At 64.3% G+C, this 19782-nt stretch carries 20 protein-coding genes; 10 read left to right on the top strand and 10 right to left on the bottom strand.

Going from position 1 to position 19782, the window contains the following annotated elements; all coding sequences use genetic code 11:
* Positions 1–14: 14 nt before the first annotated feature.
* The 4 genes from DC366_RS20560 to DC366_RS04710 all read left to right on the top strand — a co-directional run bounded on the left by DC366_RS20560 (position 15) and on the right by DC366_RS04710 (position 2469).
* Positions 15–866 carry an ABC transporter ATP-binding protein gene (locus tag DC366_RS20560; protein ID WP_369333108.1) on the top strand — a complete coding sequence of 284 codons (852 nt, stop codon included), beginning with the start codon at positions 15–17 and terminating at the stop codon, positions 864–866.
* A gap of 2 nt (positions 867–868) precedes the next feature.
* Positions 869–1156 carry a GMC family oxidoreductase N-terminal domain-containing protein gene (locus DC366_RS20220; protein ID WP_243405039.1) on the top strand — a complete coding sequence of 96 codons (288 nt, stop codon included), beginning with the start codon at positions 869–871 and terminating at the stop codon, positions 1154–1156.
* Between the two features lie 79 nt (positions 1157–1235).
* The gene (locus DC366_RS04705; protein WP_243405040.1) at positions 1236–1985 is read left to right on the top strand and encodes a GMC family oxidoreductase; all 750 of its coding nucleotides are present in this window, start codon (positions 1236–1238) and stop codon (positions 1983–1985) included.
* Positions 1986–2172: 187 nt separating this feature from the next.
* Complete coding sequence (locus DC366_RS04710) at positions 2173–2469, top strand: PRC-barrel domain-containing protein (protein ID WP_108691045.1); 297 nt, start codon at positions 2173–2175, stop codon at positions 2467–2469.
* A 319-nt stretch (positions 2470–2788) separates the two neighbouring features.
* Here DC366_RS04710 and DC366_RS04715 read toward each other — a convergent pair whose 3' ends face one another.
* From DC366_RS04715 to DC366_RS04750, 8 genes are all read right to left on the bottom strand, one after another.
* Positions 2789–3949, bottom strand: coding sequence for an oxygenase MpaB family protein (locus DC366_RS04715; RefSeq protein ID WP_108691046.1), 1161 nt, complete (start codon positions 3947–3949; stop codon positions 2789–2791).
* Positions 3949–4707: a hypothetical protein gene (locus tag DC366_RS04720; protein ID WP_108691047.1), complete on the bottom strand. Its 759-nt coding sequence runs from the start codon at positions 4705–4707 to the stop codon at positions 3949–3951. The genes DC366_RS04715 and DC366_RS04720 overlap by 1 nt, the downstream gene beginning before the upstream one ends.
* Before the next feature lie 206 nt (positions 4708–4913).
* A complete protein-coding gene (locus DC366_RS04725; RefSeq protein WP_108691048.1) occupies positions 4914–5474 on the bottom strand; it encodes an NADPH-dependent FMN reductase in 561 nt (186 codons plus the stop codon).
* A gap of 93 nt (positions 5475–5567) precedes the next feature.
* Positions 5568–6536 (bottom strand): glutathione S-transferase family protein, encoded by a 969-nt coding sequence (locus DC366_RS04730; protein ID WP_108691346.1) that lies wholly within the window; start codon positions 6534–6536, stop codon positions 5568–5570.
* Between the two features lie 106 nt (positions 6537–6642).
* A complete protein-coding gene (locus DC366_RS04735; protein WP_108691049.1) occupies positions 6643–7044 on the bottom strand; it encodes a DoxX family protein in 402 nt (133 codons plus the stop codon).
* Positions 7045–7305: 261 nt separating this feature from the next.
* A complete protein-coding gene (locus DC366_RS04740) occupies positions 7306–8274 on the bottom strand; it encodes an MBL fold metallo-hydrolase (protein WP_108691050.1) in 969 nt (322 codons plus the stop codon).
* Positions 8275–8277: 3 nt separating this feature from the next.
* Positions 8278–9513 carry an alpha-hydroxy-acid oxidizing protein gene (locus DC366_RS04745; protein WP_108691051.1) on the bottom strand — a complete coding sequence of 412 codons (1236 nt, stop codon included), beginning with the start codon at positions 9511–9513 and terminating at the stop codon, positions 8278–8280.
* A gap of 123 nt (positions 9514–9636) precedes the next feature.
* Positions 9637–10536: a LysR family transcriptional regulator gene (locus tag DC366_RS04750; protein ID WP_108691052.1), complete on the bottom strand. Its 900-nt coding sequence runs from the start codon at positions 10534–10536 to the stop codon at positions 9637–9639.
* 225 nt (positions 10537–10761) lie between these two features.
* Here DC366_RS04750 and DC366_RS04755 point away from each other — a divergent pair, with 225 nt between their 5' ends.
* Together DC366_RS04755 and DC366_RS04760 are read left to right on the top strand one after the other, a co-directional pair.
* On the top strand, positions 10762–11322 hold the full coding sequence (locus DC366_RS04755; protein WP_165802846.1) for a formylglycine-generating enzyme family protein: 561 nt from the start codon (positions 10762–10764) through the stop codon (positions 11320–11322).
* A gap of 109 nt (positions 11323–11431) precedes the next feature.
* A complete protein-coding gene (locus tag DC366_RS04760) occupies positions 11432–12430 on the top strand; it encodes a serine hydrolase domain-containing protein (RefSeq protein WP_108691054.1) in 999 nt (332 codons plus the stop codon).
* A gap of 25 nt (positions 12431–12455) precedes the next feature.
* On the opposite strand, the gene DC366_RS04765 is transcribed toward DC366_RS04760, so the two are convergent.
* Positions 12456–12866 (bottom strand): DoxX family protein, encoded by a 411-nt coding sequence (locus tag DC366_RS04765; RefSeq protein ID WP_108691347.1) that lies wholly within the window; start codon positions 12864–12866, stop codon positions 12456–12458.
* A gap of 499 nt (positions 12867–13365) precedes the next feature.
* On the opposite strand from DC366_RS04765, the gene DC366_RS04770 reads away from it, so the two are divergent.
* Positions 13366–14934, top strand: a complete 1569-nt coding sequence (locus tag DC366_RS04770; protein ID WP_108691055.1) for a phytoene desaturase family protein — start codon at positions 13366–13368, stop codon at positions 14932–14934.
* A 69-nt stretch (positions 14935–15003) separates the two neighbouring features.
* Here the strand turns inward: DC366_RS04770 and DC366_RS04775 are convergent, their stop codons facing one another.
* On the bottom strand, positions 15004–15777 hold the full coding sequence (locus tag DC366_RS04775) for a DeoR/GlpR family DNA-binding transcription regulator (RefSeq protein ID WP_108691056.1): 774 nt from the start codon (positions 15775–15777) through the stop codon (positions 15004–15006).
* A gap of 190 nt (positions 15778–15967) precedes the next feature.
* On the opposite strand from DC366_RS04775, the gene DC366_RS04780 reads away from it, so the two are divergent.
* The 3 genes from DC366_RS04780 (at position 15968) to DC366_RS04790 (ending at position 19779) form a co-directional block, all read left to right on the top strand.
* Positions 15968–16966: an ABC transporter substrate-binding protein gene (locus tag DC366_RS04780; RefSeq protein WP_108691057.1), complete on the top strand. Its 999-nt coding sequence runs from the start codon at positions 15968–15970 to the stop codon at positions 16964–16966.
* A gap of 99 nt (positions 16967–17065) precedes the next feature.
* Complete coding sequence (locus DC366_RS04785) at positions 17066–18106, top strand: ABC transporter ATP-binding protein (RefSeq protein WP_108691058.1); 1041 nt, start codon at positions 17066–17068, stop codon at positions 18104–18106.
* Complete coding sequence (locus tag DC366_RS04790) at positions 18106–19779, top strand: ABC transporter permease subunit (RefSeq protein WP_108691059.1); 1674 nt, start codon at positions 18106–18108, stop codon at positions 19777–19779. Before DC366_RS04785 ends, DC366_RS04790 begins: the two co-directional genes overlap by 1 nt.
* Positions 19780–19782 lie beyond the last annotated feature (3 nt).

Raw genomic sequence — 19782 nt, forward strand, 5'->3', positions numbered from 1 at the left:
GCGCCTACCAGGCGCTGAGCTCGGTCAATTTCGATATTCGCCAGAACGAGTTTTTCACCATGCTCGGACCGTCCGGCTGCGGCAAGACCACGTTGCTGCGGATGATGGCGGGTTTCGAGACCCCCGACACCGGACAACTGCTGCTGCATGGCAGCGACATCGTGGACATCCCGCCGCACAAACGGCGCGTGAACACCGTTTTTCAGAGCTACGCGCTGTTTCCCCATATGACGCTGGCCCAGAACGTGACTTTCGGCCTTGAAAACCTCGGCTGGGACAAGGCGCGGATCACCGCCCGCGTCGGCGAGATGCTGGAGCGGGTGCATATGAACGCATTTGCCAACCGCAAGCCCGCGCAGCTTTCGGGCGGGCAGCGGCAGCGCATCGCGCTTGCCCGGGCGCTGGCGCCCGAGCCCGAAGTCCTGCTGCTGGACGAGCCGCTTTCGGCGCTGGATTTGAAGCTGCCGCAGGCCATGCGCGACGAGCTGCGCACGCTTCAGCGCGACACCGGCATCACCTTTGTGTTCGTGACCCACGATCAGGAAGAGGCTCTCGACATGTCCGACCGCATCGCGGTCCTTGGCGGCGGCGAGATTCGGAAAATCGGCACGCCATCCGAGATCTACGAGGAGCCGTCGAACCGGTTTGTCGCGGATTTCGTCGGCGAGACGAATTTCTTCGAGGTCGACGTGCTTGAATCGACGCCGACAACCGCGACCGTCCGCACGCCGTTCGGTCAGTTCATCCGCGTGCCATCCGCGACGCATTTGTCGGCGGGCAAGGCGACGCTGTCGATCCGGCCGGAAAAGCTGAACCTGGGGGATCAGGTTCACGATCTGCGATGGCCGCATCACGTACGAGGCTGATAATGCAGAGCTTTGATTACATCATCATCGGGGCAGGGTCGGCCGGCTGCGTGCTGGCCAACCGCCTGTCGGCCCGGCCCGAAACCCGCGTTCTGGTGATCGAGGCGGGCGGCCGGCCACGCTTTGACTATGGCTATGTCGGCACGCCCCAGCCGGAGCTGAACAACCGGCGCATTCCCGTGAACCGCGGCAAGATGCTGGGCGGCTCGTCGTCGATGAACTCGATGCTTTATATCCGCGGCGCGCCGCAGGATTACGACGACTGGCGCGATCTGGGCTGCGCCGGATAGGGCTGGGATGATGTGCTGCCGGTGTTCAAGGATCTGGAGAAGAACACGATCGGGCAGGATCCTGCATTTCACGGCACGGATGGCCGCCCCAAGGATCCGAACCCCGTCTGCGACGCATTCATCGCGGCGGGAAACGCTGCAACTGCCGCATAACAGCGATTTCAACGGCGCGTCGCAACTGGGGCTGGGCGTCTATGACGTGACGCAGAAAAACGGAATCCGGTTTTCGTCATACAACGCGTTTCTGGAACCCGTGCGGCAGCGCAAGAACCTGACGATCTGGACCGGCGCGGACCTGCGCCGGCTCCTTGTCGATCGGGGCCGCGTGACGGGTGTTGAAATGGTGCGCAAGGGCGAGACCCTTCAGGTGCAGTGCAGCGGCGAGGTTATCCTGAGCGCGGGCGCCATCGGCACGCCCATGGCGGTCATGCAGTCGGGCATCGGCCCGGCGAAGACCTTGCAACAGGCCGACATTGAGGTGTTCGTTGAGGGCATCAAGCTGGCGCGCCGGATTTTCGCGGCAGAACCTATGGCCGATCTGAAAGGCCGCGAGATCCTTCCCGGACCCGGCGTGCAAAGCGACGCGGACATTCTGGCATATCTGCGCGCCGAGGCGCTGACGGTCTATCACCCTGTCGGCACGGCCAAGATGGGCCACGACAGCCTGTCGGTCGTGGAGCCTGCCAGTCTGAAAGTGCGTGACATGCAAAACCTGCGGATTGCGGACGCCTCGATCATGCCGACCCTGCTCGGCGGCAACACCAATGCGCCTGCCATCATGATCGGTGAAAAATGCGCCCGCATGATCCTGGAGCCTCAATCAGCGTGAGCCGGTTGAGCGGACGTCCGATCACGTCAACCCATGCTGTGTGAGAACCCGAATAGCATACGTTGCCTGCCGTGAATTGACATAGGGGCGCGCGGTTCTCCGCCTATCGGGAACCCTCGGCTGCGGAACTTCACCGGTGGTGAGCGGTTGAACATGCACAGATGACATCAACCAACAGGAGGCTATCATGGACCATTCAAATCATACCCCGCTGCGTCCGCAGGATCTGCACGCGGCGGCCGTCGAAGGCGCCAATGTCTATGGCCCCGAGGACAACCACATCGGCGATGTTTCGCATTTCCACGGCACCGGAGACAGCGCGCAGGTGATCGTCGATGTCGGTGGTTTTCTCGGACTGGGCGCCAAGCCGGTGGCGCTGGACATCTCGCGCCTGAACTTCATGCGCGATGAGAATGGCAAGGTTCATGCAACAACCCCGATGACAAAGGACGAGTTGAAGAGCCTGCCGGAACACAAGCACTGAACGTCAGTGATCTTGCAGGTTGGATGGGACGGGCGCCGGAACGCGTTCGTCCCTTTTCCGTGGGGGCGTCATCTGGCGTGGATCGAAAGGCTGAAGGCGTGATTTCGGCATAGGGCGTCAGATGCGCAATCCTTATCTGCGCACCGTGTCCGCTGCCGCAATGCGCTCGGTATCTGTCTTGAAGGCGAAGAACCGCAGCCTCGGCGATGCCGATCCGTTACCGATCATCGGCCTCTAACGCTGGTCTGCCAATGAAGGAAGCAATGAAGGAAGCCCTGCGCCATATCGGGGATTGCGCACCGCCTCCCATTCCCGATCTTCACCCAAGCGTCTCATATTGCGCATCTTCCGCCAGGGTTTTCAGATCCTCGCGCAGCCGCGCCAGATTGCCTTCAGTCATCTTCGTCCACGCATCGGGATCGCCGCGCAGGCGCCTGCGTCTCGCGCGGATGAGCGCGGTTGCCGCACTGACGAGCGGGGTTGCCAGAAGAACCGGTGGTATATTCAGCTCTGCCGCGCGCGCGCTGCCGTGAAAACGGTGTGTCAGATGTCGCAAGAGCATCCGGCCGAGTGGCACGGGAAGGTTGATGTTCTCCTGCAATTGCACGGACACGCTCTCGATCGTTGCCTGCGCGAGGGTCGCCGACTGCGCGGTAAGCGGGCCGGTGACGGCGTCGAACATCGCATCCACCCGCTGCGCCGCGGCGTGCGTCGTGATACCGGACACAAGCCGCGCATCGATGCCGAGCAGGCGGCCGATATAGCCCCAGAGCCGATACATGCGGTCCAGATCGTGGCTGGTCAGGGCATAGCCGAGCGCCGCTTCGGCCTGCCACGACGTATGCGTGAAATCCATCCATACGCGGCCCAGATCCACCTGGTTGATCGGCGTGCCGTAGCGCGCCGCATCATAGCCGCCCTTTGCCGCGTAATGCCGGACTTTCGCGTGCAGCATCCGGACACCGACCGTCGCCACATAGCCCGGCGCGCCGGGGCGCAGCGCGCCGGGCAGCATCGCCTCGCCCAGCCATTTCGCGGTCTCGCGCAGGCGGGCATCGGCCCCGTCGACAAGCCGCCCGGTCCCCGACAGGACGGCGGCGATGGAGGGCGACGCATAGACACGGATCAGCGAGCCGACACTGAGCGAGATCACATGAACCGCGGGCGGCATGGTCCAGAAACCTCGCGCACCATCGGCAAGCAGGTCGTCATCCACCCCGGCGGCCGCCTGCTCGATATCCTCCAGCAGAGCGGCCAGTTCCCGGTCCGGCGCATCGAGCGCCGCAAGGCCGCCCCGCAATCCCAGGTCGAGCGCGTTCGCCAAGTTCCGGTCGCCTTCGGCGATGCGCGCGGCCACCGGGTCGGCAAGCGGATCGCCGGTGGTCAGCGCCCAGTGCATGAGATCCGCGCGATCCGTTCCGAACTGCGTCGCAAGGGCGCCATGAGATGCGCGCGCTGTCGGCCAGGGCAGGGGCGTCATCAGCTCGCCCCCGCGAGCTTGGGCCGCGCCTTTTCAATGGTCGCGCGCAGGGCTTTGGAAAACGCGCCCGCCTCGAACCGGCGCAGCGTCGAATGCGCCGCGCAAAGCGTCCGCGTTTCGGACCACTCCGCCGCGATCCGTTCGGCCCAGTCGCAAAACCGCGCCCCGGCATCCGGGGTGTCCTCCAGCGCATCCTTCAGCGTCGGATGGAATGCGATCTGTTGAACGGGGAGCACCTTGCGGGCGATCTCGGGCAGCGGCAGGACGTTGAAGGTATCGTCAACATGCAGGGCACCGCTGGGCGGGTGAAAGACCAGCAGCGATCCGGCGTGGACGCCCTCGATGTCGCTGATGTAGTCGATGCCTTCCGGCAGTGAAAACGCAAGCTCGGGGTAGCGCGCACGGGCGGCATGGCTTTCCACCTTGTCGGGCGCCCAGGACACCTCCGGCACCTGCCGGGCATGGCGGGACGAGCCGTAGAAGGTGGCCGAGGGAAAATCCTTGGCCATCTGTGCGCAATGCAGCGTATGGAACGGATGAACATTCAACACCGCCTCGACCGCGCGGCCCTGATCGGTCAGTTCCATGACGCGCTCGCGGATGTCGCCGGTCAGCGTGTAGCTGTCGAGAAAGACAAAGCGCCCCTCGCCAAGCCTGACCAGCGAACATTGGGTGCCGACATTCAGGATGCCCTTGATCCGCAGATCGCCGCGGATGTTCCAGAAATCGCCGCTCAGCTCGATTATTTCTTCGGCCATGATTTATGCTCTTCCAGTCTCGATGATCATTTGGTCACAAACATCCTTGCTCATCAGTGCCAGGGCCGTTGCACGCGCCCCGCGTTCGCCGCGAATTGTGACATGGCAAAGAGATGTCTCACCCCGCGTGAAATTCCAGTCAGGGACCGAAATACCTTGCCGCTTGAGAAACCTTCCGGGCTGATCCGGCCGCGACGCCGCACGCTTCAATCGGCGTTTGCCGCCGCAAATTCCGTGAACCCCGCAAGAAATGCCGCCAGCCGCGCGCGCATCTTGTCGTCCGTCATGATGCCCGCCTCGTCAAAGACGCCGCTGGCGCGGGCCACCATCAGCCGCCCTTGATACCATGGCCGGGTGCCGAGCGTGCGCAGCACGCTCAGCCATGCGTCCTGCGACAGGATCGTGCCGAACCCGCCGGGCGAGGCGCCCAGCACCGCCACCGGTTTGCCGCCAAAGATGCGCTCGATGTCGCTGGCCGGACGGCTGGTCCAGTCGATCGCGTTCTTGAAAACGCCGGGGATCGAGTTGTTGTATTCCGGCGTAAACAGCAGCACGCCGTCCGTCGCCGCCATCTGCTCTTTTAGCGTCTCGACAGCGGGCGGAATGCCTGCCTGCGCCTCTTCGTCCGCGTCATAAAGCGGGATGCCGCGAATGCTGCCTTCCTCAAGCGTGGCGCCCTCGGGCATCAGGCCCTGCGCCGTGCGTAAAAGCGCGGTGTTGAAGGAGCTCTGTCGAAGGCTGCCCGAAATTCCCAGAATGCGTGTCATGCTCGTCCGTCCCCGTTTGTGGTCTTGTTGATTCAACATCGTGCCGCCGCCCCTGAACGGCCAAGTTTGCACAGGGGCGGCGGTCCGTTTCAGTCAGCCCCGATTGTGCGGGCGATCCAGATCCAGCACCGGCCCGGCGGGCACGATCCCGTTGGGGTTTATGGTGCCGTGGCTGCGATAGTAATGCTGCTGGATATGGTCGAAATCCACCGTCTCGGCAACGCCCGGATGCTGGTAAAGCTCGCGAGTGTAGTCCCAGAGATTCTCGTAATCCTTCAGCATTTTCAGATTGCACTTGAAATGGCCGTGATAGACCGGATCGAAGCGGATGAGCGTGGTGAAAAGCCGCCAGTCGGCCTCGGTGATGCGGTCGCCGACGAGGTAGCGCTGTCTGCCCAGCCGCTCTTCCAGCGTATCCAGCGCGTCGAAGAGTTTGCGCACCTCGCCCTCATAGACGTCCTGCTCGGTCGCGAAGCCCGCCTTGTAAACGCCGTTGTTGACGGCGTCATAGGTGAGCGCGTTGATCTCGTCGATCTCGCTCAGCAGCGCCTCCGGCGTATAGTCGGTGTCATTCGTGGCGATGCCGTCGAAGGCCGAATTCAGCATGCGGATGATGTCGGCGGATTCGTTGCTGACGATGGTGCCGCGTTCCAGATCCCACAGGACCGGCACGGTCACGCGGCCCGAATAGTCCGGATCGGCGCGCAGATAGACCTGGTACATGTAATCCGCGCCGCCGGGATCGGGGATGACGCCGGGGCCCGGTTCGAACGTCCAGCCATGCGCGCCCATGTAGGGATTGACGACCGACAGGCCGATGGCGTCTTTCAGCCCCTTGAGGCTGCGCAGGATCAGCGTGCGGTTGGCCCAGGGGCAGGCGAGCGAGACATAGAAGTGATAGCGCCCCGCCTCGGCCTTGAAGCCGCCTTCGCCGGTCGGCCCGGCGCTGCCATCCGCCGTGACCCAGTTGCGAAACTGCGATTCGCTGCGCTCGAACCGGCCGCCGGTGCTGTCCGTGTCATACCATTTGTCGTGCCATTCGCCGTCGATGAGAAGTCCCATGGTTTTGTCTCCTGTGTCAGTCAGGCGCATCGGCGCCCGCGAGGGTTGGAAATGAGCGGCAAGGGTGCCGCCGCTGTTATGATCTGGGCCTGCCCTGTTTCGGGCACTACGTTCCGGCGTTGCGCGCCCGAAGCGCGTCAAGGCTCCAGGGGCCGGGGCCGGTGAAGACCAGATAGAGAAAAACGAAGCAGAACAGGATCGCTCCGGCCCCGCCATTGACGGACGGAAAGAAGCTCTGCGGTGCGTGCGCCACGAAATAGGCGACCGCCATCGTGCCGGATGCAACGAACGCGGCGGGCCGTGTGAACAGTCCCAAGGCCAGCAGGGCGCCGGCGACAAGCTCGATCACGCCCGCGTTCCACGACATCGAAAACATCTCGGGCGTGCGGCCTGCGGGAAAGCCGAGGATCTTTTCGCTGCCGTAGCAAAGGAAGGTCAATCCGGCAGCGATACGCAAGACGCTGCGCATACGCGGACCCCAGTTGGAAGCGTGTTCTTGGACGGTCATCTTGATCTCCTTCTATGTGTGTCGAACAGCGGGGTTATTGCGAAAACCGTCTGCACCAGAGCTGCGTCGGCGTCGTGGTTCTCCCCCTCGGGCGCGGCAGCGATGTGCCGGTGTCTGAGGTCAACATAGAGATGAGCTATCTGCCGCGGAACAGGTATAATCCGCCATTCACTGTTGCGTTGGCTGCAATAAACGCCTGCCGCGGGGCGTAAAAAACCGGCCGCCGCGGGTAGGCTGCGACCGGCGATCCCGTACGGGGTCTTACCAGACGCCGCGGCGGTGGTTGTCGACCCAGCGGAACATGCCCTCGATATTGGCCCGGCGCATGTACTCATAGCCGAACCACTCGTCGCGATACTCGTTCCCGGCGGTGACGTTGCGCCACAGCTGGTCCCAGTTCATGCCCTGGCGCGACAGCTCCAGCACCTGCGCGTGCAGGTCGGTCATGTAATCGCGCAGGGCGACGATATCCTCGGTGGTGGCGGGATCGTTGTAGTGGCCCACATCGATCAGATCGACGTCCTGCTCGATCACCCAGTCCAGCGTCTTGATCCAGCCGGGATAGTAGAAGTCCAGAAAATCCATGTAGGGAAAGGTCTTGGACTGGCAGACATCGGTGCATTGCATCGCGCTCTGCTTCGGGAAGACGACCTGCACCATGCTGTTGGAGTGGTTGCCCGCAGGCTCGTGATGCAAAAGGATCGTCTCGCCGCCCAGCTCGATCTCGGCCTCGTTGTCAAAAACGCGGTCGGGCGTGGCCACGGGCAGCTTTTCGCCGATGATCGGCTCGATCGCGTTGCGCTGCGCGATCACGGTCGCGCCCGCGTCCTGCCAGACCTGCGTGCCGGCCAGATGGTCCCAGTGGGCGTGGGTCTGGACGACATATTTGATGTCGGCGTCGAACCGCGTCTTGATCTCTTCCTGCAGCCATTTGGCGACGCAGGTATTGCCCGCGTCGACGACCAGCGCGCCCTCGTCGGTGATCAGGACCAGCCCGCTATGTGTCGCCGGAAAGGAGCCATTGGTGTGCCGGTAAAGGTTGTCCTTGAACTCGACGAGCGATTTCTCCACGTCGCAGTTTCCTTCGGACGGATCCGGCAGGGTCTCGCGGCCCTCATAGATGGATTGGTCCACCGGCTCGGCAGTATCGCTCGCTGCAAAGGCGGCGGGAGCGATCAGGGTAATGGCCGCCAGCGTGGCGGCCAGAGTCATGTTTTGGAATGTCTGCATGGGTCAGCTCCGGTTGGCTTCGGCGCTGGGGCCGACGAGGTTGATATAGCTGGGGTCCAGATCCGACAGTTTGGCCGCGCCGGTCAGCAGCATGGCCGAGCGCAGATCCTGCCCCAGATGCTCCAGCACCGATTGCACGCCCTGCGCACCGCCAAGGCCCAGCCCGTACATCACCGGACGCCCCACGGCGACGGCATTTGCACCCATGGCCAGCGCGCGGATCACGTCGATGCCGCGGCGCACCCCACTGTCGAGGATCACCGGCACGCGCCCATTCACCGCGTGCGCCACATCCGGCAGCGCCGCGATGGACGCCGGCACGCCGTCGATCTGGCGGCCGCCATGGTTCGAGACCTGGATCGCATCCGCGCCCGCGCCGATGCAGCGGTCGGCATCATCGCCGCGCAGCAGCCCCTTGACCACGACGGGCAGGCCGGTCTGGTCCTTGATGAACTTGATGGCATCCAGATCCAGATCGACCTTCTGGTCGAAGAAGTTGCCCGAGCCGCCCCGTTCGGGATCGTGATTGCCGAACACCATGTCCTGGCGGAAGGGCGCGCCCATCGCCTTGAAATCATCCGGCATCCCCGGCCCGAGCGCGTCGGCGGTCAGCACGATGGCGGAATAGCCCGCGTCCTTGGCGCGCTTCAGAAGCGATTTCGTGACCTCGATATCGTTGTTCCAGTAGAGCTGGAACCATTTCGGCCCCTGCGTCGCTTCGGCGATCTCCTCCAGCGTGCGGTGCGAGGCCCCGGACGAGCAATAGAGCGTTCCGGCCATGCCGGTGCCGCGTGCGGTGGCAACCTCGGCCTCCTCATGAACCATGCCATGCGCGCCCATCGGCGCGGTAAAGATCGGGAAGGGCAGGGTCTGGCCCAGCAGGTCGATGGACAGGTCCACATCCGAGGAGACGCCGCGCAGGCGCTTGGGCTCTATCCGGAAGTCGTCAAAGGCGCGGCGGTTCTCGCGCAGGGTCCACTCGTCGCCCGCGGCGCCCGAGACGAACTGGTAGCCCGCCTCGGGGATCACCTCCTGCACGGCGGTGTCCAGCCGGTCGAGGCTAATGATGTCGAGCGGTTTGCCCGCTGTCGAGGCGCCGTAAGCGCTGGGCTTCACCGCATCGTTTGCGGCGGCCTCGGCGGCGGCATCGGTCGTCTGTGCGGCTGCCGGGCTGACGAAGGGCAGGGTGCCGAGGCCGAGGGCGGTGGCGCCGAGGAAGTTTCTACGGGATTCATCCATGATCGTTCCTTTCTGTTGAGGTCCGAAAGTTTGGGCCAACGATCTTGCATGTCAACAGCGCGGGTTCTGGCGCGCCGCATCGGTTTCGCGCCCGGCCGGTTGGCGCGACTCCGCCGGTCCGGATCACCAGGACCGTGCGCCGCCCAGTTCGACGACCAGATGATCGACGAAAAGACGCAGCTTGGCCGGCATGGGTGCGCTCGGCGGCCAAAGCGCGACGATGGGCATCCTGCGCGTCTCCGCACCGGGCAGAACCCGTTCGAGGCGCCCCTCCGCGATGGCCGGTCCGGCGATGAAGCCGGGCAGGATCGCCAGCCCCAGACCCGCGATGGCGATGTCCCGAATTGCCTCGCCATTGTTCAGCGTGATACGGCTCTTCAATGTTCGCGCCGCGGCCTTGCCGAACGACCACAATTGCGCGTCGGACATATGCTGATACCCGATGATCTGGTGATCGCGCAGATCACCGGGACCCGCCGGGCGGCCGTGCCGGTCCAGATAGGCGGGGCTGGCGCAGGGGATCGCCTCATCAACGCAAAGATTTCGCTTTATCAAGGCACTATCGCGCAATTCGCCGATCCGTATCGCAACGTCAAACCCGTCGCGCAGCAGATCGCGCGCCCGGTCGTCATAGTCGATGCGCAGTTCCAGACCCGGGTGCCGCGCCGCGAACCGCGCGATGATCGGCGACAGGTGGAGGGTGCCGAACGTCATCGGCGCCGTGATCGCCAGCGTCCCGCGCAGGCTGTCATCCTGTGCAAGCCCGCCGGCCGCGCTTTCGGCAGCCGCCGCCAGATCGGCCATCGCAGGGCGCAGCCGGTCATCCAGCCGAAGGGCCGCTTCGGTCGCCCTGATGCGGCCCGCGCTGCGCAGGAAGAGTGCCGCGCCGAGCGCGTCCTCAAGATCGGAAATACGTTTGCTGACGACCGATTTCGACAGGTTCAGCCGCGCCCCCGCCGCGGTGATGGTGCCCAGTTCCATCACCGTCAGAAAGGTCTCGATCTCGTTGAGCGTGTAGCGCATGGGGCCAGCCTATCAGAGGCCCGTCCGTTCGCAACAAGCGAACGCCGCGTTCGATATGCTTTCGCTCACCGCGACCGGCCCCGGATCTGATATATGCTGAACTGAAAGGAGGCCATCATGGAGCTTACCGGAATTCACCATTTAAGGGCGAGGGCGATGGACGCCCCCGCAATCAGTCAATCCGCTTCCGACAGGCTCGGTGCGGGGCCGGTCAAAAGGAACGGCATGATGTATCGCGCAGTTGCAAACAGGGGTCTGTCCCGCATGGTTCTGGCCGGTTTCGCCGTCTGCGCGATCGCTGCCGGTGCGCTTGACGCCCAAGAGGGCGCAGAGCCGCCGGATTACACGCAACGCGCCGCGCGCCCCGTTACGGCGGCCATCGCGCCGCACTCGGTGCAGGCGAATGATGCGATGATCCCGGTCGAGCCGGGCACCTACACGCTGGGCCGAAACGACGGCCCGGCCAGCGAGGCGCCGACTCATCCGGTCCGGCTGCAAGGCTTTCGCATCGACCGCACCGAGTACGGCGCGACGGCGGGCGGTGCGCTCGACATGAGCGGATCGCTCGCCGAATGGACGTCGAGCCTGAAGCGTCCCAATCCCTATGACCCGGCTGACGGGCGTGAGGCGCCGGACAGCGCCGGAGAGCGGATCACGCGCGGCGGCGATTACATCTATGACGCTGCCGCTTCCACCCTGACAGCCACCCATCGGGACGGGTTTTCCAACGCACCGGGGCGCGGCCACCGACATATCGGGTTCCGCTGCGCCGCCGACGCGGGCTGATACGCGGCGCAGGTGATGCGCGCCGCATTCATCGTCACAATCCTGTGCAGCGCGGTGTCATTGCCAAGGCCGCGGCATATTTCCAATCAAACAGAAAAGGGATGTTCTCATGCGCTGCACGCGACGCCAGACGATAACCGGGGGGCTGGCCGCGCTGGCCGCACCTGCCACCTTCGCGGGATCCCTGTCCGCCCAGTCACGCGCCATAGATGACGTAGCGGCGAGGGCCGGGGAGCTCGGCCAGTTGCATGCGCTCGTCATCCGGCGCGGCGGGGATGTGCTTTATGAGAACGCCTTCGCGGGCGGCGGTCTCGACGCGCCCGCCAATGTCAAATCCGTCTCGAAGACGCTTCTTGCCTTGCTGACGGGTATCGCGATCGAGCGCGGCGCGCTGCCGGGGACGCAGGCACGGGTGCTGCCCGCTTTGGGGCGCCCCGAGGCGGGCGATGCGCGCGACGGGATCACGGTCGGCGACCTGCTGTCGATGCGGGCGGGACTGGCCAGCACTTCGGGCGCGGATTACGGGGCCTGGATCGCCAGCGCGAACTGGATCGACTACGTTCTGACTCGCGATCTGGTGGCGGAGCCGGGCGGGCGCTTCATCTATTCGACGGGCGGTTGGCACCTTCTGGGGGCCGTCCTTGCGCGCGCAACGGGACGCGACCTGCTCGGCCTTGCGCGGGACTGGCTGGGCGCACCGCTTGGGATCGACATCGCCCCGTGGCAGCGTGATCCGCAGGGCAACTACATGGGCGGCAACCAGATGGCGCTGTCGCCCCGCGCGCTGGCGCGGGTCGGCGACATGGTGTTGAACGAGGGCCGCTGGAACGGCGCGCAGGTGGTTCCCGCGTCCTGGATCGCCACCTCGTGGGAGCCGCGCGCCCGGTCGCCATGGAGCGGGGACCGCTACGGTTATGGCTGGTTTCTGACCCGCATCGCGGGCCATGACGCCGCCTATGGGCGCGGCTATGGCGGTCAGATCCTCGCGGTCGTGCCGGATCTGGACCTGACGATTGCGATCACCTCCGATCCGACGCTCCCGGCCCGGAGCGAAGGGTATTTCGGCGATCTGCAAGATCTGATGGGTGCCATCGTCTCTGCGGTGTGATGGTTCCGTCCGGTAGACCCCGGCCTCACATATCGGCGCCGGACCTCTTGGCGCGCACGGCGTCCACGCTCCACGGTCCGGGGCCTGCGAAGACGAGATAGAGGAAGACAAAGCAGAACAGGATCGCAGCATCGCCCCCGTTCAGCGATGGGAAAAAGCTCTGCGGCAGATGCGCGATGAAATAGGCAACCGCCATCTGGCCCGAAAGCAGGAAAGCGACCGGGCGGGTGAAGAGCCCGATAACCAGCAGGCCGCCCCCGAAGAGCTCCAGCACCCCTGCAAACCAGCCCAGAGTGAAGGCGTCTGGCACGCGGTCGGCCACCGGGAATCCCAAGAGTTTTTCCGTGCCATGTGCGAAGAAGATCAGCGCGGCCACGATCCTCAGCACGCTGAGCATGCGCGGGGCCCATGTTGTTTCAAGTTCGCGGATTGTCATTTCGGCTTCCTCCCGGTGCAAGGGGCGATGCCCCCCCCAGCGTCGATTGTCGAGCCAAACCGCCGATCCCGTCAAGAGGCATCGCCGATTCCCGATTGCGCTGAACATATGAGCCTCCGCCGCAGATTTGGTGGCCGGGAAATATACCTGCGCGAACAGGCTGGTCGCGACAAAAAGACGGATGCGCTGACTGACGACCAACAGCGCCCGGAGGCTATCCAGATACGCAGATTTCTGATGCTGATTGTCGGTGCGACGCGCAGCGTGACGGTGAAGGGGCGGATTGACTGCGGACGGTATCCTGTGGCCGGGCATGAGATTTGCCGTGCGCCTGACGCAGGAAAGCGCGCCGCTATGGGAATACTGATCCGGCGGCGGGGGCGGGCAGAGCAACGCGCCAGAATTGACTGTCGCATGGCCTTTCGCGCGTTTTTATGGCACCCAAGGCGAAAGTCACACTCAATGCCGCAACCTGCGGGTTTCGGAAGCGGAGCATCCCATGAGCAACGAAAACCATGACGCGATCATTGTCGGATCAGGACATAACAGCCTCGTTTGTGCGCTCTATCTTTTGCGGGCCGGTTGGAGCGTCCGGGTTCTGGAGCGCGCGGATACGCCCGGTGGCGCGGTCAAGACCCTGGAGCTGACCGAGCCGGGGTTCCGGCATGACTGGGCGGCGATGAATATCTCGAACTTCAGGAACTCGGCCTTTTACGAGGAATTCGGTCCGGCACTGGAGCGGCAGGGCGCGGAGTTCGTGACGGCCGAGAATTGCTTTGCCTCGGTCTATGACGATGGGACGTGGTTCGGTGTCGGCACGGATATCGAGGCCAACGTCGCCCGGATCGCGGCCCTCTCTGAACGCGACGCCGAGACGTGGAAATCGCTGACCGGCAGCTTTGCATCGCGCGCGGCCATCGTCGGCGGCCTGATGTCCAGCCCGATGAAATGGACGGCGCTGACCGGTCTTGGCTTTAATGCGCTGCGCCAGCACGGGTGGGGCGGGACGTTCGATCTGGTCCGCTTCGCGCTGTCGTCGCCGCGCGACTGGCTGGGTCGCACATTCGAGAGCGAGAAGGTTCGCGCGGCACTGGCGCCCTGGGGGATGCATGTCGACTATGCGCCCGACATCGCGACGGGCGCCATATTTCCCTATCTTGAGGCGTTCGGCGATCAGGCGGGCGGTCTGTCACTGGGCAAGGGCGGCGCAGATACCATTGTCCGCGCGATGGTTGCCGAGATCGAGGCGCAAGGCGGGTCGGTCGACTGCGGCACCGAGGTGACGCGCATCCTGCACAAGGACGGCAAGGCGCATGCGGTTGAAACCGCGGATGGGCGCAAGATCGCGGCGAACAAGGCCATTATTGCCAATGTCGCGCCGAAGGCGCTGGCGCGGATGACCGGCGGGACAGGCGACGCCGATTACGACGAGGGGCTGGATACGTTCCGCCACGCGCCCGGCACGGTGATGATCCATCTGGCCCTGTCGGATCTGCCGGACTGGCGCGCGGGGCCGGAGCTGCGCGATTATGCCTATGTCACGATCGCCCCGACGCTGGATACGATCGCGCTGGCCTATCAGCAGCCGATGGCCGGGCTTTTGCCGTCCGAGCCGATGATCGTCGTCGGCCAGCCCACCGCGATCGACCCCGGCCGCGCGCCCGAGGGCAAGCACACGCTCTGGCTGCAGGTGCGGATGGTGCCGGGCGACATCAAGGGCGACGCAGCCGGGCAGATCGACGCGGCGGATTGGGACGCGGCCCTCGCCCCCTTTTCCGAGCGGGTGCTGGACATTGTCGAGCGTCATGCGCCGGGCCTGCGGGACCGGATACTCGGGATGCGCTGTGTCTCGCCGCGCGATCTGGAGGCGGACAATCCCAACCTTGTGGGCGGCGATCAGGTCTGCGGCAGTCATCATCTGTCACAAAATGCGATGTTCCGCCCGGTCCGGGGCTATTCGGACGGCACCACGCCGCTGGAAGGGCTCTATCACACCGGCGCCGCCGTCTGGCCGGGCGCAAGCACGGGCGCGGGGCCGGGCACGCTGTTGGGGCGGATGCTGACGTAAGCGCTACGTGATCGGGGCCAGGAGCGGGATGTTCCTGGTCGCCCGCGCGCCGCGCAGCCCGGAACGCGTTCAGTGGGACACGACCTTGACGTCACTCTCGGTCGCCAGAGCAGACAGCGGCGGCGGAAGCCGGTCGTTGGTCACGATAATGTCGATCTCGCGCAGATCGCACAGTTTCACCAAACCGTCGGACCCGATCTTGTTCGAGGTCAGGGCCAGCACGATGTTGCACGCCTGCTCCATCGCGGTGCGCACCCTCTGGACCTCGAAATCGTCGTCGTCGCGCAGGCAGCCCTGCAGGTCCATGCCGCTGACGGCGATGATGGCGTAGTCGAACTTGAACTGTGCGATGAAATCCGCGGCACCAAGGCCGATGATCGCGCCGTCGATGTGGCGCACGACGCCGCCCGGTATGGCGACGGTGAAGTCCTCGCGCCCGTCGAACAGCATCGCGCTGCGGATGCTGTAGGTGACGATCTTGAGGTTGCGCCGCTCCAGCAGACCCAGCGCGACCGCCTCGCAGGTGGTGCCGATGTCCAGAAATACCGTGGCCCCGTCCGGTATCAGGTCCGCGATCCGGTCCGCGATGATCTTCTTCTCCGCGGTCTGGGTCCGGCGCCGTTGCTGATAGACACCGCGGTCAAGCGCGCCGGTGAAGGCGATCCCGCCATGCGTGCGCCGCGCGCCTCCCTGCCGTTCCAGCTCAAGCGCGTCGCGGCGGACGGTCTGCACCGATACGCCGAGCTGGGCCGCCGCCTCGGCCAGGCTGATATGGCCGTGCTCCTCGACAATCCGCGACAATGCGCGGTGGCGCGTTTCCTTCTTTCCGGGGGCGGTCGTCATGGGCGGTCTTCCGATTCGGGCATGCCGGGGCGCGGCCTCCGGGCGGGTGCGTGTCTTGTCTGTGATACACTGAAAATAAGGACTCTTGTACGCTTTTGGAAGAAATTTTACATTTTGCTTGTTATAATGCTTACATTTTGTAGGCTACCCGTCAGCGAAACTCCGAAATCCCAAGCGACGAGGACCGACAATGAAACTTCAGACACTTTCTGTAATCTCCGCCTTGATGATGAGCACCGCCGCAACCGCAGGCGAATTGACCATCTACACCTCATATGAAGAGGACGAGGCAGCGGCGTTCCTCGATCTGGCGCGCGAGGCGATGCCGGATGTGGAGATGAACATGCTGCGCCTGTCGCAGGGCGATCTGGTCGCGCGCATCATCGCCGAGCAGGGCAACCCCCAGCATGACCTGCTGTGGGGCTTTGCGGCATCGGCCATCGTCAATCCGCAGATCGAGAAAACGCTGGAGCCCTACGCCCCCGATGGCGTCAAGCAGATCCCGGCACAGTTCCGTTCGCCCGAGGACAAATGGTTCGCCGTGTCGGGCTACATGGCCGCCTTTTGCGTCAACAACGAGCGGCTGAAGGACAAGGGTCTGGAGATGCCGACATCCTGGGCGGACCTGACCGATCCGGCGTTCAAGGGCGAAGTCGTGATGCCGAACCCGGCGTCTTCCGGCACTGGGTATATCCAGATCAGTTCGCTCTTGCAGATGATGGGCGAAGAAGACGGCTGGGCCTTCCTCGACAAGCTGGACAAGAACGTCGCGCAATATATCAAGTCCGGCTCCAAGCCCTGCCATGCGGCGTCCGCCGGTGAATATGTGGTCGGTGCGTCCTATGACATGCGCGCGATCAAGAACATCAACGAGGGGTATCCGATCACCATGGTCATCCCCTCTGAAGGCTCCGGCAACGAGCTGGAGGCGAACGCGCTGGTGGCATCCTCGGACAACAAGGAAGACGCCAAGCGTTTCCTCGACTGGACGGTGACGCCCGAGGCGGCGACCGCCTATGGCAAGTGGAAGGCGATCGTGACCATGCCGGGCGGCGAGAAGCCGCAGGAATTCCTTGATGCCGGCCTGCCGCAGGACACGTCTGACGTGCTGCATCCCACCGATTTTGCTGCCGCTGCCGAAGACCGCACCGCGATTATTTCGGAGTGGGAAAAACGCTACGAGCGCTGAACACTGCAAACGCTGGCCGGGGGCAGCATCCCCCGGCTTGTCAGTGCCTCGCGCCCCTATGGTGCGGGGCGCTTTTTTCCAACGAATTGAAGGCGCCTCATGGATCTCGATGTCCGCAACATTACCAAGACCTACGGCCCGGTCACGGCGCTGAACGATCTTTCGCTGACCATTCCGGCGGGCAGTCTGACCTGTTTTCTGGGCCCGTCCGGCTGCGGCAAGACCACGCTTCTGCGCGTCATCGCGGGCCTGGAGACGGCCGATTCCGGGCATATCATGCTGGGGTCCGAGGATCTGTCGGACACGCCCCCGTCCGAGCGTAATTTCGGCGTCGTCTTTCAATCCTATTCGCTGTTTCCCAACCTCACGGCGATCCGCAACGTGCAATACGGGCTGGAATGCCGCGGCTGGAGCCGTGCGCGCCGCCGCGAACGGGCGCGCGAGATGCTGGACCTTGTGCATCTGGGCGACCAGGCAGACAAACTGCCCGAGCAGATGTCGGGCGGACAGCAGCAGCGCATCGCCATCGCCCGCGCGCTTGCGCCCGAACCGTCGCTTTTGCTGCTGGACGAGCCGCTGTCGGCGCTCGATGCCAAGGTACGCGCGGGGCTGCGCGGCGAGATCCGCAATATCCAGCAGCAATTCGGCATCACCACGGTGATGGTCACCCACGACCAGAACGAGGCGCTGGAAATGGCCGATCAGATCGTGGTCCTGCGCGACGGCGAGATCGAGCAGGTCGGCACGGCCCGCGATCTCTATGCGCATCCCAAGACGCAGTTCGTTGCCGATTTTATCGGCGCGATCAACCTGCTGCCGGTCAGCGCCACCCCGGATGGCGGCGCGCGATACGGCGAGGCGACGCTTTCCCTGACGGGTGCGTTGGACGGGGCCACGACGCTGGGCCTGCGTCCGGAGGCGATCACGCTGGGAGGCAGCGGCGAGCCCGGCGAGAATGCCCTGACATGCACCGTCGCGGGCACGCGCTTCATGGGTAACCTGCAGCATGTCGACCTGCGGCCCGATTGTGCCCCCGGCCAATCGCTCACTGTCGAAATGAACGGACTGGTGCAGGCGCCGGGCGCCGGTGAAAAGATCGTTGCCCGGTTCCCGTCGCGCGCGTTGCAGGTGCTGCGCTGATGGCCGCCGCGTCCGTCCGCTCGCGCCGCCGCCCAAGGCTCGGCGACAGGGCCGTGTCGTTCATCCTGTCGGGTCTGGTGATCGCCGCGCTCGCGGTCTTCTTTCTTCTGCCGGTCCTTGCCATCCTCTGGCGCAGCTTCGACGTACAGGGCGGAGCGGGCCTTGGCAACTATGCCACAACGCTCAGCGATCCGCGCATCTGGGAGTTGATCGGCAACAGCCTGGGCATGGCGGGCCTGTCGGCGATCGGCGCCGTAACCTTGTCCTATTTCTACGCCTACGCGCTGCAACGCACCAATGTCGTTGGTAAATCCATCCTCAGGATGGTGGTGATGGCACCGCTTTTCGCGCCCTCGCTGATCCAGGCGCAAGGCCTGATATTTCTGTTGGGACGCAATGGCATCTTCAACCGTTTTCTGGGGTTCGAGATCGACATCTACGGCTTTTGGGGCGTGGCGATCGCCAACACCCTTTATACTTTTCCCTACGCCTTCCTGATCCTGTCGGCGGCGCTGGCGGTGGCCGATGCGCGGCTCTATGAGGGGGCGATCGTCATGGGGGCGAAGCCGTGGAAGATCTTTCGCACCGTCACGCTGCCCTCGACACGCTACGGGATCGCGGCGGCGATTTTCGTCGCGTTCTCGCTGTCCATCACCGATTTTGGCAATGCCATCGTCATTGGCGGCGATTTCAGCGTGCTCGCGACCGAGATCTACAACAAGGTCATCGGGCAGGCGCAATTCCACCTTGGCGCAGTGATCGGCGTTGTACTGCTGGTGCCCGCCGCGCTTTCCAAGCTGATCGTCGGCTATATCTCCAAGCGGCAACATTCGCAGGTGACGGACAAATCCGTCGCCCTTCAGGTGCGGCCGAACCGGCGTCGCGATCTGGCCTATGGGGCCTATGCCACCCTCATTGCCATTCTGTTCCTGTCCATTCCGCTGATCGTGTTCTTTGCCAGCCTGGTCAAGCTGTGGCCCTACAACATGACCCTGACGCTGGAGCATTACGCCTTCGACGTGCAGAACGGGACCGAGCCGTTGTGGAATTCCATCGGCGTGGCGCTGGCCACCGCGACACTGGGCGTGGTCGCCGTATTCATCGCATCCATCGTCACAATGAAATTCCGCACGCCGCTGAGCGGGCCGATATCGTTCCTGTCGACGCTGCCTGCCTCGATCCCCGGCATGGTGCTGGGGCTGGGCTATGTGCTGGCCTTCAACAGCCTGGCGAACCCGCTGAACTTTCTCTACGGAACGTTCCCGCTGATTGTGCTGCTTTACATCTACTACAACCATGCGCAGGGCTTCTTGATCACCACGACCAGCCTAAAGCAGGTCAGCGCGACCTTTGACGAGGCGTCGACCATGCTGGGCGCCGGCGCGATGCGGACGCTGTTCAAGGTGACGCTGCCGCTGCTCTGGCCCACCTTGCTGGGGGTCGGCGTGTTCTTCTTCATGCGCGCGATGGTGTCGCTATCGGCGGTGATTTTCCTGATCACTCCGCAGACGCAGGTGGCCGCCGTGTCGGTCCTGCAACTGGCCGATCGCGGAGCGACCAATCAGGCGGCGGCGTTTTCGGTCTGCATCATGGCCATCGTGCTGCTGATGCTGTTGATCGTGCGCGGCATCCTGTGGCTGGTCGGCGCGCGCGGCGTGACCCTGATCCGGTAAGAT

It is taken from the genome of Pelagivirga sediminicola, assembly GCF_003072125.1.
Classification (GTDB): Bacteria; Pseudomonadota; Alphaproteobacteria; order Rhodobacterales; family Rhodobacteraceae; genus Roseovarius; species Roseovarius sediminicola.